This is a genomic window from Ruegeria sp. H4 (genome assembly GCF_056533065.1).
Genome location: NZ_JBQFOC010000001.1, coordinates 483909 through 507594, shown reverse-complemented (window position 1 = coordinate 507594; position 23686 = coordinate 483909). Strand labels below are relative to the sequence as shown.

The 23686-nt window shown below is 58.1% G+C and carries 27 protein-coding genes; 9 read left to right on the top strand and 18 right to left on the bottom strand.

Annotated features, from left to right (window positions below; all coding sequences use genetic code 11):
• The first annotated feature begins 28 nt into the window (after window positions 1-28).
• Window positions 29-1063: an NAD(P)/FAD-dependent oxidoreductase gene (locus ACR0KG_RS02520; RefSeq protein ID WP_480826394.1), complete on the top strand. Its 1035-nt coding sequence runs from the start codon at window positions 29-31 to the stop codon at window positions 1061-1063.
• Window positions 1064-1070: 7 nt separating this feature from the next.
• Here the strand turns inward: ACR0KG_RS02520 and ACR0KG_RS02515 are convergent, their stop codons facing one another.
• From ACR0KG_RS02515 to ACR0KG_RS02505, 3 genes are all read right to left on the bottom strand, one after another.
• Complete coding sequence (locus ACR0KG_RS02515; RefSeq protein WP_170533307.1) at window positions 1071-1610, bottom strand: NADPH-dependent FMN reductase; 540 nt, start codon at window positions 1608-1610, stop codon at window positions 1071-1073.
• An 87-nt stretch (window positions 1611-1697) separates the two neighbouring features.
• Window positions 1698-2369 carry a YiaD family glycine zipper/OmpA-like lipoprotein gene (locus ACR0KG_RS02510; RefSeq protein ID WP_480826393.1) on the bottom strand — a complete coding sequence of 224 codons (672 nt, stop codon included), beginning with the start codon at window positions 2367-2369 and terminating at the stop codon, window positions 1698-1700.
• 130 nt (window positions 2370-2499) lie between these two features.
• Complete coding sequence (locus ACR0KG_RS02505) at window positions 2500-3195, bottom strand: helix-turn-helix transcriptional regulator (protein ID WP_480826392.1); 696 nt, start codon at window positions 3193-3195, stop codon at window positions 2500-2502.
• 104 nt (window positions 3196-3299) lie between these two features.
• Here ACR0KG_RS02505 and ACR0KG_RS02500 point away from each other — a divergent pair, with 104 nt between their 5' ends.
• Window positions 3300-3491: a hypothetical protein gene (locus tag ACR0KG_RS02500; protein ID WP_480826391.1), complete on the top strand. Its 192-nt coding sequence runs from the start codon at window positions 3300-3302 to the stop codon at window positions 3489-3491.
• A 2-nt stretch (window positions 3492-3493) separates the two neighbouring features.
• Here the strand turns inward: ACR0KG_RS02500 and ACR0KG_RS02495 are convergent, their stop codons facing one another.
• On the bottom strand, window positions 3494-4141 hold the full coding sequence (locus ACR0KG_RS02495) for an RluA family pseudouridine synthase (RefSeq protein ID WP_480826389.1): 648 nt from the start codon (window positions 4139-4141) through the stop codon (window positions 3494-3496).
• Window positions 4142-4238: 97 nt separating this feature from the next.
• On the opposite strand from ACR0KG_RS02495, the gene ACR0KG_RS02490 reads away from it, so the two are divergent.
• Together ACR0KG_RS02490 and ACR0KG_RS02485 are read left to right on the top strand one after the other, a co-directional pair.
• Entirely contained in the window at window positions 4239-4649 is a 411-nt protein-coding gene (locus ACR0KG_RS02490) for a nuclear transport factor 2 family protein (RefSeq protein ID WP_480826388.1), read from the top strand.
• Between the two features lies 1 nt (window position 4650).
• Window positions 4651-5361, top strand: a complete 711-nt coding sequence (locus ACR0KG_RS02485; protein ID WP_480826387.1) for an SGNH/GDSL hydrolase family protein — start codon at window positions 4651-4653, stop codon at window positions 5359-5361.
• On the opposite strand, the gene rarD is transcribed toward ACR0KG_RS02485, so the two are convergent.
• The 12 genes from rarD to ACR0KG_RS02425 form a co-directional block, all read right to left on the bottom strand.
• Complete coding sequence (rarD, locus tag ACR0KG_RS02480) at window positions 5352-6257, bottom strand: EamA family transporter RarD (RefSeq protein WP_480826386.1); 906 nt, start codon at window positions 6255-6257, stop codon at window positions 5352-5354. The two genes, ACR0KG_RS02485 and rarD, sit on opposite strands and share 10 nt — an antisense overlap.
• Before the next feature lie 263 nt (window positions 6258-6520).
• On the bottom strand, window positions 6521-8974 hold the full coding sequence (locus ACR0KG_RS02475; RefSeq protein ID WP_480826385.1) for a GcvT family protein: 2454 nt from the start codon (window positions 8972-8974) through the stop codon (window positions 6521-6523).
• Between the two features lie 89 nt (window positions 8975-9063).
• On the bottom strand, window positions 9064-10047 hold the full coding sequence (locus tag ACR0KG_RS02470) for a GlxA family transcriptional regulator (RefSeq protein WP_480826384.1): 984 nt from the start codon (window positions 10045-10047) through the stop codon (window positions 9064-9066).
• 17 nt (window positions 10048-10064) lie between these two features.
• On the bottom strand, window positions 10065-10958 hold the full coding sequence (locus ACR0KG_RS02465) for a homocysteine S-methyltransferase family protein (RefSeq protein ID WP_480826383.1): 894 nt from the start codon (window positions 10956-10958) through the stop codon (window positions 10065-10067).
• A gap of 12 nt (window positions 10959-10970) precedes the next feature.
• Window positions 10971-12023: an alcohol dehydrogenase family protein gene (locus tag ACR0KG_RS02460; protein WP_480550742.1), complete on the bottom strand. Its 1053-nt coding sequence runs from the start codon at window positions 12021-12023 to the stop codon at window positions 10971-10973.
• A gap of 12 nt (window positions 12024-12035) precedes the next feature.
• On the bottom strand, window positions 12036-12512 hold the full coding sequence (locus ACR0KG_RS02455) for a cupin domain-containing protein (RefSeq protein WP_480826382.1): 477 nt from the start codon (window positions 12510-12512) through the stop codon (window positions 12036-12038).
• 19 nt (window positions 12513-12531) lie between these two features.
• The gene (locus ACR0KG_RS02450; protein WP_480826381.1) at window positions 12532-14979 is read right to left on the bottom strand and encodes a GcvT family protein; all 2448 of its coding nucleotides are present in this window, start codon (window positions 14977-14979) and stop codon (window positions 12532-12534) included.
• A gap of 15 nt (window positions 14980-14994) precedes the next feature.
• Window positions 14995-15375, bottom strand: a complete 381-nt coding sequence (locus tag ACR0KG_RS02445) for a GFA family protein (RefSeq protein WP_480826380.1) — start codon at window positions 15373-15375, stop codon at window positions 14995-14997.
• Window positions 15376-15379: 4 nt separating this feature from the next.
• Window positions 15380-16003: a LysE family translocator gene (locus ACR0KG_RS02440; protein ID WP_480826379.1), complete on the bottom strand. Its 624-nt coding sequence runs from the start codon at window positions 16001-16003 to the stop codon at window positions 15380-15382.
• Window positions 16003-16572 (bottom strand): helix-turn-helix domain-containing protein, encoded by a 570-nt coding sequence (locus tag ACR0KG_RS02435; protein WP_480826378.1) that lies wholly within the window; start codon window positions 16570-16572, stop codon window positions 16003-16005. Before ACR0KG_RS02435 ends, ACR0KG_RS02440 begins: the two co-directional genes overlap by 1 nt.
• 124 nt (window positions 16573-16696) lie before the next feature.
• Window positions 16697-17149, bottom strand: a complete 453-nt coding sequence (locus ACR0KG_RS02430) for a GAF domain-containing protein (protein WP_480826377.1) — start codon at window positions 17147-17149, stop codon at window positions 16697-16699.
• Window positions 17150-17220: 71 nt separating this feature from the next.
• Entirely contained in the window at window positions 17221-18393 is a 1173-nt protein-coding gene (locus tag ACR0KG_RS02425; protein ID WP_480826376.1) for an acetyl-CoA C-acyltransferase, read from the bottom strand.
• Between the two features lie 103 nt (window positions 18394-18496).
• Between ACR0KG_RS02425 and ACR0KG_RS02420 the strand changes: the two genes are divergently transcribed.
• The 3 genes from ACR0KG_RS02420 to ACR0KG_RS02410 all read left to right on the top strand — a co-directional run bounded on the left by ACR0KG_RS02420 (window position 18497) and on the right by ACR0KG_RS02410 (window position 21099).
• Window positions 18497-18835 (top strand): STAS domain-containing protein, encoded by a 339-nt coding sequence (locus ACR0KG_RS02420; protein WP_480826375.1) that lies wholly within the window; start codon window positions 18497-18499, stop codon window positions 18833-18835.
• 19 nt (window positions 18836-18854) lie between these two features.
• A complete protein-coding gene (locus ACR0KG_RS02415) occupies window positions 18855-19304 on the top strand; it encodes an ATP-binding protein (RefSeq protein WP_480826374.1) in 450 nt (149 codons plus the stop codon).
• 217 nt (window positions 19305-19521) lie between these two features.
• Window positions 19522-21099 (top strand): gamma-glutamyltransferase family protein, encoded by a 1578-nt coding sequence (locus ACR0KG_RS02410; protein WP_480826373.1) that lies wholly within the window; start codon window positions 19522-19524, stop codon window positions 21097-21099.
• Between the two features lie 34 nt (window positions 21100-21133).
• On the opposite strand, the gene hspQ is transcribed toward ACR0KG_RS02410, so the two are convergent.
• Window positions 21134-21460, bottom strand: coding sequence for a heat shock protein HspQ (gene hspQ / locus ACR0KG_RS02405; protein ID WP_170533369.1), 327 nt, complete (start codon window positions 21458-21460; stop codon window positions 21134-21136).
• 80 nt (window positions 21461-21540) lie between these two features.
• Between hspQ and ACR0KG_RS02400 the strand changes: the two genes are divergently transcribed.
• Both ACR0KG_RS02400 and ACR0KG_RS02395 read left to right on the top strand, forming a co-directional pair.
• Window positions 21541-22422 (top strand): AEC family transporter, encoded by an 882-nt coding sequence (locus tag ACR0KG_RS02400; protein WP_480826372.1) that lies wholly within the window; start codon window positions 21541-21543, stop codon window positions 22420-22422.
• A 61-nt stretch (window positions 22423-22483) separates the two neighbouring features.
• A complete protein-coding gene (locus ACR0KG_RS02395; protein WP_480550721.1) occupies window positions 22484-23065 on the top strand; it encodes a transglycosylase SLT domain-containing protein in 582 nt (193 codons plus the stop codon).
• Between the two features lie 37 nt (window positions 23066-23102).
• On the opposite strand, the gene ACR0KG_RS02390 is transcribed toward ACR0KG_RS02395, so the two are convergent.
• Window positions 23103-23675 (bottom strand): LolA family protein, encoded by a 573-nt coding sequence (locus tag ACR0KG_RS02390; RefSeq protein WP_480543092.1) that lies wholly within the window; start codon window positions 23673-23675, stop codon window positions 23103-23105.
• Window positions 23676-23686: the final 11 nt, after the last annotated feature.

Sequence of the window (23686 nt, the reverse complement as noted above, 5' to 3'; positions counted from 1 at the left end):
ACACTGAACAAGGAAAAGGAGTTTGGCAATGGTCGATGTGACCGTCAAAGGCGCCGGGGTTTTCGGCTTGTCGATCGCCTGGACCTGCGCGCAGCGCGGCGCGAAGGTGCGCATCATCGACCCCTTTGGGCCGGGCGCTGGCTCCAGCGGCGGTCTGGTCGGCGCTTTGGCCCCGCATGTGCCTGAAAACTGGAACGCCAAGAAGGCCTTTCAGTTCGACAGCCTGATCATGGCCGAACCGTTCTGGGCTCAGGTCGAGGCCGTCGGCGGTGTCTCTGCCGGGTACGGGCGTTTAGGTCGCATCCAGCCGATTGCCGACCCGCGCAGCCTCGATCTGGCGCGCGCGCGTGAACACACCGCGCAAGAGCTGTGGCAAGGCCGTGCCGAATGGCGGGTAATCGAGGTGGCCGAGGCCGGATCATGGTGCCCGCCCAGCCCGACCGGCTATGTCATTCATGACACGCTAACCGCCCGCATGCACCCGCGCCGCGCTTGCGCCGCGCTGGTCGCGGCTTTGGCGGTTATGGGGGTAAAGTTGGTCACTGACGCACCCGATGCAGGTCGGGTTGTACACGCCACCGGACTGGCCGGTCTGAAAGAGCTAAACGAAGCCTACGGCAAAACTGTCGGCAATGGCGTGAAAGGTCAGGCGGCGCTATTGCGGTTTGATGCGGGCGCGGTACCGCAACTGTTTGCAGATGCGATCCATATCGTTCCCCATGCCGACGGGACGCTGGCCATCGGCTCGACCTCGGAACGCGACTATGACGATCCCGCCAGCATCGACAGCGCGCTGGACGATGTGATCGAGCGTGCGATGCAGGCGGTTCCGCTGCTGCACGGGGCCGAAGTGATCGAGCGGTGGGCCGGTGTCCGTCCGCGCAGCAAAAGCCGCGCGCCGATGCTGGGCGAACACCCCCTGCACACAGGTCAGTTCATCGCCAATGGCGGATTCAAGATCGGTTTTGGCATGGCCCCGAGAATTGCCGAAGTCATGGCCGATCTTATGCTGGATGGGCGGGATACGATCCCGGATGATTTCCGGCCCGAAGCCTCGCTTTGACCCGGCTCTATGCGCTCAGGTTCCGCAGCTTCTGCATCAAGGTCCCCAGCGTCTGCTCATAGCGCGCACTGGTCAGCCTGCCCTGGTCATCAAACTCGTTCGAACTGTTGGCCAGGTGGATTTCCGGGCCCTGCAAAATCAGCGGCTGGAACGGTACCATATAGGCCCGCAGGATCATCTGGGCCCGTTCACCCCCTGCACGACCCGCAGCAGCTGACATAACCGCAACAGGCTTGTCGGCCCATGGGTTGCCTTCGGTCCGGCTGACCCAGTCCAGCGCATTTTTCAGAACACCAGAGGGACCCTTGTTGTATTCCGGGGTCGAGATGATCACCGCATCTGCTTGCTCGATCTGAGCCCGCAGGGTCTGAACAACGGCAGGAATGCCCTCACCTTCCTCCAGATCGCCATCATAAAGCGGCAGGTTCAGGTCGGCCTCGACAAACTCGGCGGGATCAAAAAGCCGAGCAGCCTCACGCAGCAATTTGCGGTTGGTCGCGCTTTGGCGCAGGGACCCAGACAGGCCCAGTAGGATCGGTTTGGACATCAGGGGAAACTCCGTTTCGTTGTTTCCCCATAGTTAGACCGGGACAGGCGCGATCCAAACCCCATTCCGTGCACAGGCCCTGCGCGATCAGGCGTTGCCGCTGGGAACGATCACGATCTCAACCCGACGGTTCTGCGCCTTGCCCGCCGGTGTCAGGTTCGACGCGATTGGATTGTTTTCGCCCTGTCCGATGGTTGTGATGCGGTTGAAGCCGACGCCGTTGGCTTGCAGAATGTCCGCGACCGCATTCGCACGACGGACCGAGAGGCCCTGATTGTACGCCGCATCGCCATCACTGTCAGTATGGCCGATGATCTGCACATTCGAGTTCGGGTAGTTTACCAGGTTCTGACCAACCTTCACCAGGTCCGAGCGCAAGGCCGGGCGCACAGTGGCGCTGTCGGTGTCAAAGGTGATATCGTTCGGTACGGTCACAATCAGACGATCCCCGGTATTCACGATAGTGATGCCGTCATTGGCCAGTTGCTGGCGCAGTTCAGCCGCCTGACGGTCAAGCTGATTGCCTATCAGACCACCGCCTGCCGCACCAATTGCGCCGCCCGCCAACGCGCCCAGTAACGGGTCCGAGTCATTGGCAATGGCCCCGACCCCTGCCCCGACCAGACCGCCAATAAGCGCACCTTGTTTGGCATTCTGGTTAGGATCACCGGGCGCATTCAACGTACCCGGATCGGTACATGCTGCCAGCGCCAGGGCCGAGCCCAGCCCAGTTGCCACAAAAAACTTGGAAATCGTCATGATATCACCTTCTGCTCCGGCCCCCGGTTTGTTCGGGTTTGCCTTGTTCAGCCCGTTATATCATGGGGACTAGGTAAAGGCTCAAGCAACAATGCGGTGAAGTCGGCGAATACCTGCCCAAACCCTCCGATCAGGCGGTTTCAACATGGCTGTCCCAACGGGTCTGTTCCTGCCAGAGAGTACGCAGGGAGTCACCCTGCCCGCAAAAGCTCTCGTCTATGCTTTCACTGGCCCAGATACGATCCGTTCGAAAATGACGAAACCCGCTGCGCAGCTCGCACCAGGCGGCCAGTATCGTGCATTCGATATGGTAGATCAACGCGACGGGGCGGACGACGCGAATGGTGCGTTCCTCTGCCCCATTCACATAGGTGATGCGGATTTTCTGTTCGCTGCGAATGGCCTCTCGATAGTTGGCAACCGGCACGCAGCCTTTGGCCGGATCATCCGGCGGCGTTCCCCAGGTCGACACTTGCAGCCAACGCCGTGGCGTGTCGTGCAGCGCGTCAATCTTGCGGCAGATTCGGCGGGCGGCTTCCTGCAACTCACTGTCGCCGGTGCGTGCCAAAAGCGACAGCCCCACCCAAAGGGCCTCAACCTCTTCCGCATCGAAATTCAGCGGCGGCAGATCATACCCCCGGCGCATCAGATACCCGATCCCCGCCTCTCCTTCGATGGGGGTGTGCTGCGCCTGCAGTGCCGCGATATCGCGGTAAACTGTGCGCGCCGAGACTTCGAGCTTGGCCGCCAATGCTTCGGCCGTGACCGGCGCGTCAGCCGCACGCAATATCTGGATGATTTCGAACAATCGGGTCGAACGGCGCATTTTTTTCTCCCTCAACGCTACTGACACACTAGCACGCCCCACTGACAAGGGGGTGTCAGGAGTGATGGGCGAAGCTGGAACAGTCCCGAAAAAGGAGTGATGGCATGCCCTATCTCGACAACCACGTCATGATGACCCTGAAACTTGGCCGCTGGTCGCAGGACCACGCGCTGCGCGCCTTCGAGATCGAACGTGAACTTGCAGAGGCAAGACTGCCTTGCCAAGCCAGAACAAGAAAGCGTAGGCGCCGTTTCTCATTGGGTAATCTGAAAATGCTGTGGACCAATACAGCCTGAATTCAGAAATCCGCCGGTGCCCTGAATTTCATGGAAACCCCGCCTTCGGGGTTTTTCAGACGCAGTTCTTCGGAGTGCAACATCAGGCGCGGGAAATCGCGCGCAGGGCCTTCGGCATAAAACGGGTCACCCAATATCGGGTGGCCCATCGCCAGCATATGAACTCGCAGCTGGTGTGACCGCCCGGTCTTGGGAAACAGGCGCATACGGGTGCTGTCACCCTCATGTTTCACGACCCGCCAGTCGGTCACGGCTGGTTTGCCGGTCTCATGACATACCATCTGACGCGGGCGGTTGGGCCAGTCGACGATCAGCGGAAGATCAACGGTTCCAGTTTTATCTTTGACCCGCCCCCAAACGCGCGCAACATAGGTTTTTCGCGTCTGACGTTTCTCGAACTGCATGCTCAGATGCCGTTGCGCATGAGGGGTTTGGGCGAACACCATAACGCCCGAGGTGTCCCGATCCAGCCGATGCACCAGCAAGGCCTGCGGAAACGCAGCCTGCACACGGGTCAACAAACAATCCGCCAGATGATCACCCTTGCCCGGAACCGACAGCAGCCCCGAAGGTTTGTTGACCACGATCAACTGCGCATCTTCATGCAGCACATCCAGCGGTGTATTTGGGGGATCATAGGCCTCGGTCATGCGCGCCTGCCTAACGCAGGGCGCACCCTACCGCAACGTCGTCCTTGCGTGCCACAGGGTGTTCGTGAACCCTTGGACCCAGCAAGGGAGACAGGCCATGCATCCAACAATCGAACACATGCAACAGGTTGTCGCCAAAGGTGATGACGCGCAGATCCGCCCGCTTTTGGCCGAAGACGTCCGCTTTATGCCCCCGACCTATTTCAGCACATGGACAGGACGAGAGCCCGTCGCGGCTGTTCTGGGCCACGTGGGGCAGGTTTTTTCCGACTTTCGATATCGACGGATCATGGGCAGCAGCTGCGATTGGGCATTGGAATTTCAATGCAAGGTCGGCGATCTGGACGCGGTTGGCGTGGATCTGATCACGCTGAACGATGACGGCCTGATACAGGAATTCGAGGTTGTCATGCGCCCCTACAAAACCATCGGCGCCCTGCGCGAGGCGATGATGGCCCGCGTCACCCGCGATCCGCGCTTTCTGGACTTCAAATCCGCACTCAGCTGACATGCCAGTCCCGATTGCCTCCGATCAGATCGTCCGCGTGCCATTGGCCCCGGTTCTTGCACTACAGGGTCTGGCGGTGCGCCGCAGAGTTCAAATGCTGCCGGAACCCGCTGGCCCGCGCCAGGGGCAAATCGGTCGTGGGCCCCGGCTGCGCCTGTTGATCACAGGTGACAGTTCTGCCGCAGGGGTCGGCGCAGGCAGGCAAGATCAGGCCCTTTCCGGCCATTTGCTGCATCATCTGTCCAAGCATCACGCGGTCGAATGGCGGCTAGAGGCCACCACCGGGCATACAACTCAGGACACGCTGAACAGGCTGTCGCAGCTAGGCGGCACATATGACGCTGTTGTCACTGCACTGGGGGTGAATGATGTGACCCGTGGTGTTACACTAAAACGTTTCTTCGAACGCCAGACCCAATTGGCGACCCTGCTGACGCAGAAGTTTGGCGCATGTCGAGTCGTGGTTACAGCCGTCCCCCAAATGAACCGGTTTCCTGCTCTGCCGCAGCCTCTGGCATGGGTTCTGGGCCAGCAATCCGCGCGACTGGACCAGGGTTTGCAACGAGTGGCAGCTGCGTATCCAGAACTCAGGCATCTGAAACTGGATCTACCTGACGATCAAGCCCTGGTCGCACCGGACGGCTATCATCCCAGCCCCAAGACCTATGCGATCTGGGCAGAAAGAGCAGCGAAACTTTTGCTTCAAGCCTGACGCCGCGCCTGTCGGATCATCGGAATCGAATAGACAATCAGCGCCGCCCAGATCAACGGAAACGCAATCATCCGGCCACGATCAATCTGCTCTCCGAACAATGTGATCGCAGTGATGAAAATCATTGTGGGCGCGATGTATTGCAGAATACCCATTGTCGATAATCGCACCAGCTTGGCCCCGTTGGCGTAGACCAACAGAGGCACAGCGGTCACAATACCTGCGCAAGACAAGAGCAAAGTGTCAGAGGCAACAACTCCGAAATGGCCAGTGCCTTGCACGCCCAGCAATGTCACATAGGCAAGTGCTGGAATCAGCAGGATCAGCACTTCTAGCAGGAACCCCTGATTGGGACCAATGGGCAGAGAGCGTTTGAAAAAGGCATAAAAACCCCAGCTGACCATCAAACCCAATGCGGCCCAAGGCAGCCGCCCGGCTTCGTACACCAAAACCAGAACACCCAGCGCGGCCAGACCAACCGCAACAAGCTGCGTTCGGTTCAGCGGCTCGCGCAGCAATATCGCGCCCAGAGCGATGCTGAACAAAGGATTGATGTAATACCCCAGCGCGGCGTCCAGCGCATGCCCGGTTGAAATCGCCCAAACGTAAATCGCCCAGTTCACTGAAATCAGCGCAGCCGTGACCGCCGCCATCCCCAGCATCTTAGGATTACCAAGGGCTGCTTTCAGATCCCCTGTACGCCCCAGCAGGATTAACAACAGGCCCGCAACCGGCACCGACCAGATCACACGATGCGCAACCACTTCGACCGGACCAATATGATCCATCGCTTTCATATAAAGCGGCAGGAAACCCCAAAGAACATAAGCCGTAACCGCAAGCACCAACCCCTTTGGGGTATCTACATTCTGAGGTGAAGAGGGTGCGCGTGACACAGCAAATCTCCGGTTGATACCGGACCGGTGTACGGCAATTCCCAAGGGGTTGAAAACTCCGAAATCGGTGAAGCCCAACATAACGAATAGTGATGGGTCAATGTCTGACCCTATGCACAATTCAGTTCAAATTCTGCGAGGCTCTGCCTCGCGCTCCGAGATGTCTTTAGCCAGATGAATTCAGGATCCCGTGCTTCATCTGGCCCGAAATATCCCGGGGGAGGTGCCCGAAGGGCGCCGGGGGCAGAGCCCCCTGATCCGTCTCAGACTTTGACGCGCTCGGATTTGGAATCATACATTGGTTTCAACGAAGCTTCGGCTTTGACCTTCACGCCACAGACATCGATCTCGTAGGTCGAGGCCAAAACATCGGCGGCTTTCTCACCTTCGCAAGGAACATAGCCCATGCCGATAGCGCCACCCAACGTATGGCCGTAGTTGCCGGAACTCAGATAGCCGACATATTCGCCATCCCGCACAATCGGTTCGTTATGAAACAGGAGCGGTTCGGGATCGGTCAGTTTGAACTGTACCAGACGGCTTTGAGGCCCATTTTCTTTGCGTGTGATCACGGCCTCACGGCCAATGAAATCGCAGCCCTTGTCAACCTTGACGGCAAAACCTAGCCCCGCATCGACCACATGATCTTCGCAAGTGATATCATGCCCGAAATGGCGGAAACCTTTTTCAATCCGGCAGCTGTCCATCATGTGCATGCCGCACAGCTTCAACCCCATGTCTTGCCCGGCGTCGTGCAGCGTTTCGAACACATGGCCGGCCATGTCTGAGGAGACATAGATCTCCCAACCAAGCTCACCCACATAGGTCACACGATGGGCACGGGCCAGGCCCATGCCGATTTCGATGTTCTGCGCTGTACCAAAAGGGTTGGTCGCGTTCGTGAAATCCGCCGGCGAAACTTTCTCCAGGAGCGCGCGCGCGTTCGGGCCCATCACGGCCAGCACGCCTTCGCCCGCGGTGACATCCGTGATGACCACGTTGAAATTACCCGCCTGGCGCATCATCCAGGTCTGATCAGCCAGGCGGGTCGCCGCCGGGGTGACCACCAGATAGGCGGTCTCGGTGAGGCGAGTAGCTGTCACGTCGGCCTCGATCCCACCCGCTCGGTTCAGGAACTGGGTGTAGACGATCTTGCCATTGGCGACCGCGTAATCGCCGCCGCCGATATAGTTCATGAACTTTTCGGCATCCGGCCCTTCAACGCGAATTTTGCCGAAGGAAGATATGTCATACATGCCGACATTTTCGCGCACGGCCCGGTGTTCGGCGGCAGAGTTTTCGAACCAATTTTGACGTTTCCAGCTGTATTGATATTCGCGTTCCTGCCCGTCATTGGCAAACCAATTGGCGCGTTCCCAACCCGCCAATTCGCCGAAAACGGCCCCTTGTTCCTTCAGGTGATGATGGAACGGCGTCCGGCGCACACCGCGCGCGGTGGCCTTTTGACGATAGGGGTAGTGGTCGGCGTAAAGCAGGCCCAATGTCTCTTTCGAACGCTCGAACAGGTACTTTTTGTTGCCCTGAAACGGCTGCATCCGGCTGATATCCACGTCACCCAGATCGAACGGCTTTTCACCACTGTCCATCCATTCGGCCAACGCCATGCCCGCACCACCGGCGGATTGGATACCGATCGAGTTGAAACCGGCGGCAACCCAGACATTGTCCATCTCGGGCGCGAGACCCAGATGATAAGCGTCATCGGGCGTAAAGCTTTCCGGCCCGTTAAAGAAGGTATGTATGCCCGCTTCGGCCAGCATCGGCATGCGTTCACAGGCAGCTTCGAGGATCGGTTCAAAGTGGTCGAAATCCTCAGGCAGTTGGTCAAACTCAAAGCTGTCTGGAATGCCGTCCATCGCCCAGGGCTTGGCGTTGGGCTCAAACGCGCCCAGCATCATCTTGCCCGCATCTTCCTTGTAATAGGCGCATTCATCCGGCACGCGCAAAACCGGCAGCGGGGTCAGACCTTCGATGGGTTCCGAGACGATGTAGAAATGCTCGCATGCGTGCAGCGGCACGTTCACACCTGCCATGCGGCCAACTTCGTGGCCCCACATACCCGCGCAGTTCACCACCATATCACATTCGATATGGCCCGAGGCGCCGCCATCATCGGCAACCCAGTCCACACCGGTGACCGTGCGGCCTTGCTTGACGATATCGGTGACCTTCACCCGTTCTTTGACGATGCCGCCCCGCTGCCGTGCGCCCTTGGCCAATGCCAGGGCGATATTCGCAGGATCGCCCTGCCCGTCGAGCGGCAGGTAAACCGCACCTTTGACACCATCGAGGTTCAGGTGCGGATACATCTCATGCACCCGTTCGTTCGAAATTTCTTCGACCTCGACACCAAAGGCGCGGGCCATGGCGGCCTGGCGGTATATCTCTTCTTTACGTTCTTCGGTCAGCGCGACGGTGATTGACCCGACGCGCTTGAACCCGGTGGCGACGCCGGTTTCCTCTTCCAGCGCGCCGTAAAGCTCCTGGCTGTATTTCGCCAGTTTGGTCATGTTTGCCGTCGCGCGCAGCTGCGCGATCAGGCCCGCCGCATGCCATGTGGTACCGCTGGTCAACTGCTTGCGCTCAAGCAGGACAACGTCTTTCCAGCCCTTCTTGGTCAGGTGATAGGCAACCGAGCATCCGATGACGCCGCCGCCGATGATGACCACTCGGGCTTTGCTGGGCAGATTAACCATTGTGCAGACTCCGCTTTGTCAGGTTTTTACCTGCATCGCACGGAAGATCGACAGAAAACCTATCAAAAACGTCAGCACATCTACAAAAATCACCTATGCGCGATTTGCCTCTTCTGGCGCCGCATCGCGAAAGGCGTGACCCCAAAGAAGCTTCGATAGACCGACGAAAACCCGTTTGGGAATCCACAGGCAAGGCCGATCTCGCGCACGCTCATGGTTGTGTTCAGCAGCAGGTTGTTGGCTTTGGCCAGCCGCATTTCGCGATAAAACCCATTGGGTGTGGTTCCGAAGAAGGCTTTGAATTTCCGTTCCAGCGACCGGTTCGATAAGCCCAGCAGGTCTACGATCTCATGAATAGGCAGCGGTTCTTCGATGTTTGCCTGCATCAGCTTGATACATTGATCCAGTTTCAGGTCTCCGGTCGCTGTGGTCTTGGCCCCGGAAAACGGCTGCAAGGACGAAAAATCGCGGATGTTTTCGTGCAGCATGATATCCGCGACCGTCATTTTCACCGCGCCTGAGATGTGGCGCCCGATCACCGCCAGGGCGATATCTGTCGTCGCCCCCATCCCGGCGCAGGTGACCACCGCGCCACGTTCGGTTGCGATTGACAGTTTAGCCTCAAAACCTGCACCACGTTCACGCAGGAAAGATGCGTTTTCCCAATGCGTTGCCAAATCGGCTGTTCCCTGTTCGTCAATGTAGCGGCTGGCCGCTTCGGCCAGCAGAAACACTTGCGCGCCGCGATAGGTATAGTCCGAGACGACACGGCCCAGTGACAGGTCGGGTTGATACGGGTCCGTATTCCCGATCACAAAAAGGTAGGCCGCTGTCGGGTTGGGCAAAACGGCTTTGGTCTCAACGGTCGCGTCGCTGCTGCTGGCAATCGGCCCTCCGCGCAGGGATCGGTAGCCAAAGGAAAACCGGGGCGACGGGCAGACCCGGTTTGCAATACGCAGCACATCGACCAAAGACGCCAGTTCCAACAACACATAGCCCGGCGCGACCAGTATGTCGAAATGGACAAGATCAGGGCCTGGTTCGGCGGAGGCTGAAACGGGTGTCTCTGTCATTCAGCCCTGCACATTTCTCAGACGATCTGATGACCGGCAGCCTTAAGCCGATGAGCCAAAGCCTCGATGTGATCTGGGCCGATCTCACAGCATCCGCCAACAATCGTCGCGCCTTGATTGACCCAGGCCATGGCATGATCGGCATAGGCTTTGGGCCCCAGATCATGGCGCTGTTCCAGCGCATCAACCGTCGGGGCATCTTTCAAAAAACCGTCCGCGATATGGGTGAAACCATTGGCATAGGCCCCAAAGGGCAGACCCATGCCGGACAAAACATCCAACGCCGCCGGGATTGCCTCGGGCGGCGAGCAGTTGATCAGAACGGCGTCGGGGTGATGTTCGGCGACCAAGGGGGCGATATCCTGCAAAGGCTCACCCGAGCGCAGGCGTGTTCCGTCCTCATCCATCACCGACACGGCCAACCAGACAGGTTTCCCGCAGTTGGCTGTCCCGCGCAGGGCTCCTTCGGCCTCAAGTACCGAGGACACGGTTTCATGCAGGAACAGATCCACGTCATCCGCCATCAACGCGACCAGTTCACCGAACTTTTGGGCTGCGTCGTCCGGGTTGGGCATCAGGTCGGGTCGGTATGACGCCAGCAGAGGCCCCAACGATCCAGCGACCCGCCCAACCCCGTCCGGCCGCGCGGCCTTAGCCTGGGTCACAGCGGTTTGAATCAACAACGGCAGCTGATCCTCGATCCCTTCACGCACCAGGCGCGAGCGGTGAACAGCATAGGTGTTGGTCGTGGCAACGGTTGCGCCGCGGGCAAAGTATTCGGCATGTACCTCACGGACCAGTTCGGGATGATCGATCATCACCCGCGTTGACCACAAGGGCGTCGGGCGCTTGCCGCTGCGCTTCACCAGCTCTTGCCCGATTGAGCCATCCAACAAAGTAATCTCCGCCATACCAAACCTTCCTTACGGGATCAGCACCAGTTTCCCCGGCAGCGCTTTGGACTGAAACGCCTCTTGCGCCTTGGCGATATCCTTTAAGGGATATGTTTGGGAGATCAACGGTTTGATGTGACCAACATTCATCAGTTCGACCAAGCGGCCAAAGACCTCGGGCGATTGATGCGTGCAGCCATGGATGGTGATGTCGCGCAGATAGATATCGCGCAGGTCTGCCTGTACAATCGGGCCTGCAATTGCGCCGGAGACAGCGTAGTGGCCGCCGGGTTTCAGCGCTAGGATTAGATTTGCCCATGCCGGGCCACCAACCACGTCGATCACAACATCGAACATATCGGTAGGCAGAGGCGCATCGCGGTCAAAGGTTCCGACTGCGCCCTGAGATTTCACCACCTCGGCTTTGACTTCCCCGGTAACGCCCCAGACCTGCGCGCCCCGCAGATGGGCCAGTTGCACAGCGGCCAGACCTACGCCACCCGATGCGCCGGTGATCAGGACCTTGTGACCAGCGGTGACACCCGCGCGGGTCAGCAGATTCTCAGCGGTCCCAAAGGCGCAAGGTATGGCCGCGATCTCGATATCTGACAGGGGCGAAGCGGAGACGTCATAAAGATCATCCGCCTCCACCAGACAATATTGCGCAAAGGCCCCATCAATCTCGGACCCCAGCGCGATAAACCCGTGCGGGTGACCGGGGCGCGGACGTGGCAGGTTGATCGGGCAGGTCACACGCTGCCCGGGTTTGAACCCCACATCGGAACCAACAGCTTCGACAATGCCGCACAGATCACCCCCCTGAATCCGAGGAAATTGTAACGCACCGCCCCAGCCCCCGGCTTCGACATCCTGATCGACGTCATCCGTAGCGCCGGTTACATCCGAAGAGTACCAGCCGACCCGTGTGTTGATATCCGTGTTATTGACCCCGGCAGCTGCAACGCGCACCAGAACCTGCCCCGGTCCGGGTGTTGGCACTGGAATATCCTCGCGCCATTCCAGCGCCTCGGGCCCACCATGGTGGGTCAGATAAACGCCGGACATTTTGGTTGGTATGGTCATAGGGATCGTCGCTCAATCTGCGTCGTCTGGATGGGGAGGAACGGGGCCCATCGGGACAATGTCGTAGCGGGCATTGAGTGCTGCCATCTTCGCTTCATCGGCAAAGTCAGCCTCACTCATATTCGCCATCTCAGCCAGGAAATCATCAAAGCCCGAAGGTTGGTAGATCATCAGCATCTTTGCGGGTGCATTGCCCGCTGTTCGGCACGCATGCGGCACACCGGGGGGCACGTGCATCGTTGTCCCTGCCCCGCAGCGATGCCAATCGCCATCGATGTAAAAATCAACCTCACCATCCAGAAAATAGAACGTTTCAGCGTGAGTTTCATGACGATGAAGGCCAAGCGCAAAGCTGGCCTTCAGATTGTCCTCCATCAGGGTATAAGCGCCATTCGTATCCCGACCGGACACTTTCACAAACGTATGGTCGTTTTCCCAGTCATAGTTGGGGCCTTCACCAGGCCCCAGAACTGAATAGCGTTTGCCCATATGGTCTTCCTTTCAACGGTCAGGCGCGCAGTCGCTCGTTCGCCGGATCCCAGAGCGGTTGGTCCTGTTCTACCACAGCGCGGTATTTCTGGCCGTAGATTTCCACCTGAAGCTCGGTTCCCGGGTTCGCGGCATCGGTTTTGACCATGCCCAGCGCGATGGACTTTCCGACACGGTAACCCCATGCGCCCGAGGTCGTTTCACCCACAATCTGATCCCCTTGCCAGATGCAGGACATGTAAGGCGCATCGCACTCACCGGCCTCAACAGTCAGTGTGACAAAGGATTTCTTCACCCCTTGCTGCTTTTCATTCAGGATCGCAGCTTTGCCGGGAAAGTCCTGCGGCTTGTCCAGCTTGACGAACCGCTCCAACCCGCCTTCGAGCAGCGAATAGTCGGTGCTCAGATCGCCCTTCCATGCACGGTATCCCTTTTCGATGCGCAAGGAGTTCAGGGCGTACATCCCGAACGGTTTGGCCCCGGCGTCGAGGATCGCGTCGTAGATGGCTGGCATATCCGCGTTCAGAGCATGGACTTCCCAACCCAGCTCTCCGGCAAAGGACACACGGATCAGATGGGCAGGGTGCCCGGCCACCGTGGCGCTTTGATGGGTCAGCCAGCCGCTGGTCAGATCGGCGTCGGTCATCCCCGCCAGTATCTCACGCGACTTGGGCCCTGTGACGATCAGCGTGTCGCGTGTTGTGGTGACATCCTCGACACTGACGTTAGCGGGCATCGCTGCTTTCAAGATATCACGGTCATGCCACTGAGCTGTTGCGGCGGTGATCATGACGAACTCATCCTCGCCCAGTCGCAGGCAGGACATCTCGGTCAGAATGCGACCTCGCGGATCGGAGATGTAGACCAGGTTGATACGACCGACTTTGGGCAAGCCGCCCGCGACCAACCCACGTAGCGCTTCGGCCGCGCCGTCACCCTTGACCATGAACCGAGAGAACCCGGGCAGGTCCAGAACGCCGCAATGGTCGCGTACGGCCTCGCATTCTTCCTTGATACGCTGTTCCCACGGGCCCGACCGGCCCCAGGTGTGTGTAGCCTCAAGCGAGGTATCGTCGCCCGGCTGCGCGAACCAGTTGGCGCGTTCCCAACCGTTATAGGCCCCCATGACAGCGCCTTGTGCGATGATCTTGTCGTGGACTGGCGACAGCTTCTTGTCCCGCGCGGCGGGCCATTCGTGGTGGGGGAAGTGCATCGCGTATTCGTTGCCATACACCTCCAGCCCCTTCTGATTGCAATAGTCCTGATCGGTATAATCTGTGTAACGGCGCGGATCGACGGCCCACATATCCCATTCGGTGGCGCCATCGACGATCCATTCCGCCAGCACCTTGCCGGCCCCGCCACCCTGCGCGATGCCGAAGGTAAAGGTATGCGCCTCAAACGCATTTTTCACACCTGGCATTGGACCGATCAACGGCAGACCGTCGGGCGCGTAGGGGATCGGGCCATTGATAACGCGGCCCACGCCCGAGGTCGCCATCAACGGCACCCGTTCCATCGCATCGGTGACAATGTCTTCGATCCGGTCCAGATCGTCGTTCCAGAGCTGGAACGAGAAATCCTCGGGCATCGGGTCATCTTCGGTCATCCAGTGGCCCTTACAATTGGGCTCATACGGGCCGAGGTTGAAGCCGTGCTTCTCCTGCCGCAGGTAGTAGGACACGTCAACATCCCGTAGCAGTGGCAGCTTGCCGCCATTTTCCTTGGACCATTCTTCGATTTCAGGAATCTCATCGGTCAGCAGGTACTGATGGCTCATGACCATTGCTGGAACGGTCCGACCACCAAAAGGTTTGAACCATTCACCCACGCGCTGTGCGTAGTAACCAGCAGCATTCACGACATAGTCACAAGAAATATCGCCCTGATCTGTGTGCACCGTCCAGGTGCCATCGTCGTGTTGGGTCACACCTGTCGCCGGGCAGAAGCGGATGATCTTCTGGCCCATGTCACGAGCACCTTTGGCCAGCGCCTGTGTCAGCTGGGCGGGGTCGATATCGCCATCTGTTGGGTCATACAAAACGCCTTCAAGATCATGCGTTTCCAAGAACGGGTAGCGCTCCTTGGCCTCTTCCGGGGTCCACATTTCCATCGGAATGCCCTGATACCGGCCCATCGCCAAGGCGCGTTCGAATTCCTGCATCCGCTCTTTGCTGTGCGCCAGACGGATCGAACCCGACTGGTGATAGTTCATCGGATAGTCGACCTCATCCCCCAGCCGCGCATAAAGCTCGGTCGAATACCGCTGCATGTTCATGATCGCCCATGAGGTCGAGAAGGTCGGCACGTTGCCTGCTGCATGCCATGTCGAGCCTGCGGTCAGTTCGTTCTTTTCCAGCAGAACGCAATCAGTCCAGCCTTTCTTGGCAAGATGATACAGGGACGAGGCCCCCACCACGCCACCACCGATGATAACCACGCGGGCTTTTGTCGGAAAATCATTCATGTCATTCAGTCCCTGTTACTGTGCCTCTCGAGGCAGATCGTCTGTGATTTCGTAGTAGCCGCCCTTGTCAGCCACGAAGATGTGGCGGGCGAGGTGCAATCCGGTGGGCGCGTCAAACGCCCCCATGGAAATCGAAATTGTGTCTTCGTCTTTGTGCTGCCAGAAGAGGAACGAGCCACACGCCCCGCAAAAGCCGCGACGGGCGATATCGGAGGCTTCGAACCACTTCAACGTGTCATTGGAGGTAAAACTTAGATTGTCCTCATGCGTCCAGGTCGAGGCCCAAACATGCCCGGATTGCTTTCGGCACTGGCCGCAGTGGCAGGCCGAAGGTGGCGATAATTCTCCGTCAATCTCAAAGGCTACAGAACCGCAGAGACAAGATCCGGTATACATGGTGTTAACCCCTTGTTGCGGGCGTGGAGCTGGCCCCCAGCGACACACCATAGATGATGAAACAGGTCGCCATGACGCGGCGCACCCAGACATTGAACACAGCACCCAAGGCTGCTTTGCCCATCATCGCACCCAACAATGTGAAGCCTGTATAGCTGAGCGTGGTGATCGCTAGCGCGGTGGGCATGATCACCCCCATCTGCTGCCAAACAGGTACGTCGGGCTGCACAAATTGTGAAAAGGCGGCAAGGTATCCGGCCACGCTTTTGGGATTGATTGTCGCAACGGCCAACGCGTGAAGATAGATGTGGCTTGCGGGTCTTTCACTGGCCGGTGCAGGCTTGGCTGCGTTCATCCAGCCGCGTATCCCGAGCCAGATCAAGAAACCGGCGCCGATCAGTTTTGCAATGAAGAACCCAGTCGGCGAGGCAGCGATCAGCGCTGTGACCCCTAGCGCCGACAAGATAAGAAACGCGCTTGCCTGGGTCAGGATTGCCAAAACCCCCAGCATGGCCTTGGGAAATGGCAGGCTCATCCCGTTCGAGATGCAATTGACCGCGTTCGGCCCCGGCGTGGTCACAAACACCACCCAGAACAGTGCGAATATGGTCCAGGCCTCAAAGCTCATCAATACACCGGCGGGGCGATCACCCAGATAGCCACCGCAGGCTCATCATAGGGGTTCGCCCATTGATAGGGTTCATGCTTGATCCGAAAACTGTCACCCGGTCCGACGGCGTATTGGCGCGCACCGATGGTCAGATCCAGCCGGCCCGAGATCATATATCCAACCTCCTGCGTCGGTCGATTGGCGGGCTTTTGCATTCTCGATCGGGGCTCAAAGGTGGAATGGACCATTTCGAAATCGTCTGTCAGATCGGGCGACAGCAACTCTTCAATCAGCCCTTCCTCGCCCGAGCCCATAGGTCGGCGTGAGCCCGCGCGAACCACATAACCTTGCTCTTCCGCGGGCACCGAAGAATGCGCAAATAGCATCGACATCGGCACGCCCAGACATTCGGCAATCTGGCGCAGGTCCGAGATCGACGGGTCGGACATGTCGCGCTCAACCTGGCTGAGCCACCCGACGGAGCGGTTAAGACGCTCGGCAATCTCGGACAAGGTCAACCCCCGCGCCTTGCGCAAGGCGCGCAGGTCTGCTCCGAGTGTGGCGCTTTGCGGGGCCTGACTGTTCAAAGGGCGCTCCGAATCTCGTGAAATTTACATCTCGTTTTTCACGATGGCGCAGTTTCGTGAAATTTCCAAGATTTTTTTCACGTACGTTTACGCCGTGTTGACTCACTGAAGTGAGATGCGTGTGCTACCCGCCAAATGTCTGGGTCAGGATCGATTCAAGGCGATCTGCATCCGATTGATCAAATGCGTCTGGCTGGTCGCTATCAATGTCAAACACTGCGATCACCTCACCCGTGGCATCACGCACCGGCAGAACCAGCTCGGACCGGGTGGAGGAGGCACAGGCGATATGCCCCGGGAAGGCCTCCACATCCGGCACCAGTTGCACTTGGCCCGTGCGCGCGGCGGCCCCGCAAACACCGCGCTCGAACGGGATGATCAGACAGCCATGGCCGCCTTGATAGGGACCGATCTTCAACAGGCCGGGCTGGGTCACGCGGTAGAACCCGGTCCAGTCGAAACGATCATCGGAATGATGCACCTCGCAGGCGATAGTGGCCATAAGGGCAACATGATCAGTTTCCCCCTCGGTCAGGGACGCGATGGTTTTGGCAAGGGTATCGTAGTCGACGGTCATGACGCGCTTTCAGGTAAGGGAAACGGGGACCAGCTCCCGTACCCCCGAAGTATTTGGAAAAAGATGAAGGGTCAAACGCGTTCGATGGCGATAGCTGTGCCTTCCCCGCCGCCGATACAAATCGCTGCGATACCGCGTTTGAGGTTCCGTTTTTCCAGCGCGTTCAGCAACGTAACCATAATCCGCGCGCCCGATGCGCCAATGGGATGACCAAGCGCGCAGGCGCCGCCATTCACATTCACCTTCTCACGTGGCAATCCCATTTCATTCATGAAAGCCATGGGGACGACGGCAAAGGCTTCATTCACTTCCCATAGATCAACATCCTCGGTCGACCAACCGATCCGATCCAGCAGTTTTCGCGCTGCGGGAACCGGGGCCGTCGTGAATAGACCCGGCGCTTGCGCATGACTGGCGTGGCCCAGGATCCGCGCACGGACTGTCAGAGCCCGCGCTTCTGCCTGGGCCGCAGACGCCAGCACCAACGCGGCCGCACCATCCGAGATTGAGGAAGCGTTGGCCGCAGTGACTGTGCCATCCTTGCGGAACGCAGGTTTCAGGGTCGGGATTTTCTCAGGCCGGGCAGATTTAGGCTGCTCGTCCGTGGACTGGGTCACCTCACCCTTACGGCTGCGCACGGATACGGGCGCGATCTCTTCGTCGAAGGCACCGTTTTCCTGTGCCGCCAATGCGTTGGAAAGAGATTGCAGGGCGTATTCGTCCTGCGCCTCGCGCGTGAACTGATACGCCTCGGCACAATCTTCGGCGAAGGTGCCCATCAGGCGGCCTTTGTCATAGGCGTCTTCGAGACCATCAAGAAACATGTGATCGATAACCTGCCCATGCCCGATGCGCGCGCCCCCCCGCATTTTAGGCAACAGATAGGGTGCGTTTGTCATGCTCTCCATTCCGCCCGCAACCATCAGGCCCGCATGACCCAGCGCAATCTGATCAAAGGCCATCATGGCAGCTTTCATGCCCGACCCGCACATCTTGTTCAGCGTTGTTGCGGGCACGTCTTCGCCCAGACCAGCTGCAAACCCGGCCTGACGCGCGGGGGCCTGCCCCTGGCCTGCGGGAAGAACACAACCCATGAGAACTTCATCCACTGTTTGGGTGCCTGCCTGTGTAAGTGCCGCCCGGATCGCCGTTCCACCAAGCTCCGCCGCCGAGACGCCATCAAACATGCCCTGAAACCCACCCATCGGGGTACGAGCGGCCCCTGCGATCACAACATCTTTCATCTCGGCTTTCCTTTGTTCGATTTCCGCACCCTGAATACCGAATGGTAAGATTTGACGTCTAGCGTATTTCTACGACTTAGTTTTAGCGAAGAGGGCGGTCACAATGGGTCTGACCAGCAAAACGACCGGGGCCACTCAGATCATAACAGTTGAATCTGACAGAATTGATGCTGCTATGGCCATCCAGTTTAAGGAGGATATGCGGCGCGAAACCGAAACGGAATGCGACCGCGTCATACTAGATCTGGCAGGGGTCGAATTCATCGACTCGAGCGGACTGGGTGCCATCGTTGCCGCGATGAAACAGCTTGGGGACGGGCGCAGGCTGGATTTGTCAGGCCTGCAACCGGTTGTCGAAAAGGTCTTTCGCCTGACGCGCATGGACACAGTGTTCAAACTGTTCACCACTCTTGACGACGCTTTGGCAGAGACGTTGGACTGATCTGGCAGGAGTGGACTGCGTGACGCCGATACGGAACGAAACCTGCCTGGAGCTCAGCTTTCCCGCCACAGAGTTGGAAGCCAGCGCCGGGATTGCACAGCTCAGCGCCAGGCTGTCGCAGCAGGGGTTGCCTGATCATATGGCAGATGATGTTAAGATTGCCTTGGCCGAGGCAATCAATAACGTCGTTGAACATGCCTACGAGGGGATAGCCCCCGCTAAGGTACAGGTAACCTGTCGGCTGGAACGCGACCGATTGGACATTTTGATCTCGGACACCGGGAACCCGATGCCCGGGTATCAATTGCCTGATGGAACCCCAGCCTCGGTCGAAACGGACCTACAGGATTTGCCCGAAGGCGGGTTTGGTTGGTTTTTGATAAATCAACTGACCAGTGATATCTGCTATGAGCGACATCAGGGATGCAATCGCCTGTCCTTAAGGTTCGACTTTGAACGCCAGCCTTAACTGCAGACATAACGCCACAATAACGCCTTTTTCGAACCATTGTGGCGCCGCAAATAACCATCATAAAGTGACTCGTAGCTCAGATAGCTTCCCTCGGCGCCAAGTGTCACAGCCCCCACCCAGTGAACGGCGCCGAGGAACCTCCCTCCCCTTGAAATCACTGGACAATCCCTCCCCTCACTTTACCTTCGCCACGGCAAGGAAGAGGAGAGATGTTATGCGCGATTTGCACCTGCCTGGACGTTCCGAGGTTCTGGCAACCGAGGGAATGTGCGCAACATCGCATCCTCTGGCGGCAAAGGCCGCGCTGGATATTCTTGCGCAAGGCGGTAACGCGATGGATGCGGCCATCGCCGGGGCGGTGCTGCTGGGCATTTGCGAACCACAAATGACCGGGCTGGGCGGCGATTGCTTTGTCCTGTTCAATCGGGCGGGTGAGAACAAGGTTCGCGCACTGAACGGGTCGGGCCGAGCCCCGGCTAAAGCATATGCCGAAGCGCTGCGCGCCAAGAACCTGACTGCAGTCCCCCTGACCAGCCCCGACGCGGTAACGATCCCCGGCGCGGTCGATGCCTTTTGCCATCTGTCTGAAACCGAAGGGCGGCTTGGTCTGGACGCAATTCTGCAACCCGCAATCCGCTATGCCGAACTGGGTGTTCCGGTTGCACCGCGCGTCGCCTTTGACTGGCAAAGCGGGGCGGCAACCTTGCAAGGGGCCGCCAAACAGCACTATCTAATCGACGGACAGGCGCCCAAGATTGGTCAGGTTTTCCGATCCCCCGGTCAGGCCGAGGTGTTGCGCCGCGTCGCCAAAAACGGGCGCGAAGCCTTTTACACAGGTGAAATTGCGCAGGATATGCTGACTGCCCTGTCTCAACTCGGTGGTGTCCACACTGCCGATGATTTTGAACGTACAGAATGCACGCCAACAGATCCGGTGAGCGGCAGCTACGGCGGTATTGATCTGGTTGAACATCCACCCAACGGACAAGGCGCAACCGCCATCTTGCTTCTGAACATCCAGAAACAATTCGATTTGGCGCGCATGGATCCGTTTGGCGCAGAACGGGTTCATATCGAGGCGGAGGCCACCAAACTAGCCTATGATGCCCGTAACCGTTTCATCGCTGATCCGGACCACACCGCGCGTGCGGAACAATTCCTCAACCCAGACGTGGCCGAACGCCTCGCTGCGCTGATCGATCCCAAACGCGCGATGGGGTCGCCAACTCCGCTGACCGAAGCCATTCACAAAGACACGGTCTATATAACCGTTGTTGATCGGGACCGTATGGCGGTGTCGCTGATCTATTCAATCTTTCACAGTTTCGGCTCGGGGATTGCTTCGGAAAAATACGGTATTCTAATGCAAAACCGTGGAGCGGGCTTTACGCTGGAACGCGGTCATCCCAACGAATTGGGCGGCGGGAAACGTCCGATGCATACAATCATACCGGGCATGCTGACCGAGAACGGGCGCATCATGATGCCGTTTGGTGTGATGGGCGGGGCTTATCAGCCAACAGGCCACGCCCGGTTTGTATCGAACCTGACAGATTTCAATCTTGGGATACAAACCAGCATCGATGCCCCCCGTGCTTTTGCCGATGGCGGAGTTCTGAAACTGGAACGTGGCTTCCCAGATAAGGTCGCTCAACAATTGGCAGATATTGGCCACACTGTCACGATTCCAGAAACTCCGCTTGGCGGGGCTCAGGCCATTCGGATCCGTGAGGATGGTGTGTTGGAAGGCGGCAGCGATCCGCGTAAGGATGGCTGTGCACTCGGGTACTAGACACAGTCACCTTTGGCCCCACAAGCCCAAAGGTTCAGTTCAGATGAAAGTGCAGCGGGTAGGACCCATCTTCGAAAGGGCCAAACATATTGGGGATATCCGGATGCTCGACCGGCTCGCCCGATTGATCCTCGATCAGATTTTGTTCTGAAACATAAGCGACATAGAAGGATTGATCGTTCTCGGCCAGCAGATGATAGAACGGCTGGTCCTTGATCGGCCGACTGTCTTCGGGGATGGCTTCGTACCATTCCTCGGTGTTCGAAAACTCTGGATCGACGTCAAAAATCACCCCTCGGAAGGGATGTTTTTTGTGTCGAACAACCTGTCCCAGGCCGTATTTGGCGTGTGTCTTTAGCATTGTTTCAGCCCCCAAAGAAGTTACTACCTCTTTCCGGGCAGAAAAGCCAATCATTGATCTGAAATTCGGGGAAACAGTCTGTGAACCTTCTACTGACAGTGTTCGAAATCGTCGCGCCGGTCTTCATTCTGGCCGGTATCGGGTTTGCCTGGGTCAAGTTGGGGTTCGAATATCGACTGCAATTCGTCACCCGATTTGCCATGACATTGGCGGTCCCCAGCCTGATCTTTGTCGCCCTTATGCAAACTGAAATCCCGGGTGGTAACCTGTCGCGCTTTACGATCGCCACGATCGTCGCCAACCTTGTTCTGGCAGCTGTCTTCTGGGTCCTCGTTCGCGTACTGAAACTGGACCAGCGCACCTATCTGTCACCGCTGATTTTTGGCAATACCGGCAATCTGGGGCTGCCCTTGTGCATCTTCGCCTTTGGTCAGGCAGGTCTGGGATATGCCGTGATTTTCCTGTCGGTGACGGCTTTGTTTTCTTTCACCTACGGCATCTATCTGGTCGCCGGAAAAGGTGCGCATGGGCAGGTGATCCGACAACCCATGGTCTGGGCGACACTTCTGGGTGCGCTGTTTTTGTGGCGCGGATGGGAAACCCCGCTGTTTCTGACCAACACGTTGGATTTGCTGGGGCAAATGGCTGTGCCGTTGATGCTGGTCACTGTTGGCGTCGCTATTGCCCGGCTCACCACGCGCAGTCTGGGTCGCGCAGTCTGGCTGTCCCTTCTGAAAGTCGCTGTCTGCTTTGCGCTGGGTTGGTTTATAGCTGTTGCATTCGATCTTGAAGCAATCGCTTTTGGTGTGCTGGTCCTGCAGATGTGTACTCCGGTCGCGGTCACATCTTATCTGTTGGCCGAACGGTTTAAAGCCGATGCAGATGCGGTCGCCGGGATGGTTATGGTGTCAACATTGGTGTCCGTTGCAACACTGCCACTTGTTTTGGCGCTTGTGCTCTAGCGATTGTGATTCCATCTACGCTCAATCTGCGCTAGAATGCTCGAAAAAAGGCATGAGGCACATGAGCAGAATTCTTTTCGTACTCCTTGGGGTGCTGCTTTTGGCATCCTGTGGGGGTGGTTCAAAGCAGCCGCCCAGCAGATTGAATGACGCGTGCAGTATTGCGCGTGAGAAACCGGACTATATCCGGGCCTTCCAAAAAACCGAGCGTAAATGGGGCGTTCCCGTTCACGTTCAGATGGCCACCATCTATCAGGAAAGCCGATATCGTCACGATGCGCGTACGCCGCACCGTTATGTTCTGGGTGTCATCCCGATGGGCCGTCAAAGCAGTGCCTATGGCTATGGTCAGGCCCTGGATGGCACGTGGGAGCAATACCAGCGTGAAACCGGCAAACGCCGCGCCAAGCGGGATCGGATCGGCGATGCATCGGACTTTATCGGTTGGTACATGAACAAAAGTTACGAGCGGAATGGCATCCACCCCTCCGACACGCGTAACCAGTACCTAGCCTATCACGAAGGGCACACAGGGTATGCGCGTGGCAGTTACAATCGCAAATCCTGGTTGCTTGGCGTGGCCAGCGACGTGGATGCGCGCGCCGATATGTATCAGTCACAGCTGGCAAACTGCCGATACTAAGCGTGATGGGGTCGGCGGTTTTGCTGACCCTTATTCGCTATTTGTCTGAAAAGAGATTTTGATCGAAGGTGCCACCTTCGCTCAGCGGGCCCAGCAGCACTGTGGTTTGGGTGCCTGCATTGTCGTGGATCACCCATTTCCGCAGCTCAACAGGATTGTCGGTAAACATCAGCTCGATCCGGCCTGAGTCTGGGTTCTTGGGGTCCTGCGCCGTGACAACCGTTGCAGTACCGTCAAACTCGTGCCCAACCACCATATTGGCCTGCCCCAGGTTAACGTTGCGCGCCAAAACCAAAGACAGTGGTGTTCGCCTCAGCGGATATTGTTCGGGTGGTTGGTTCGATTTGGGATCGAAGATCAGAACACTGCCCGCCCGTGCCAGAACAACGGCGCTTTCCGGCGGATCATACTCGAACCTCATCTTGCCCGGTCTTTGAATCCAAAGCTTGCCGGTGCTCAGCGAGCCATCGTCATTGACCTGGGTAAAGCTGCTCTGAACCGTTTTCATCTGGTTCAGATAATTCGAAATCTCTGACAATGGCAGTTTCTCGGCCGCCCAAGCCGCAGGCACGGCCAATATCAGAGCAAGGGCAAAAGCAATCTGTTTCATAAGGTCCAGAT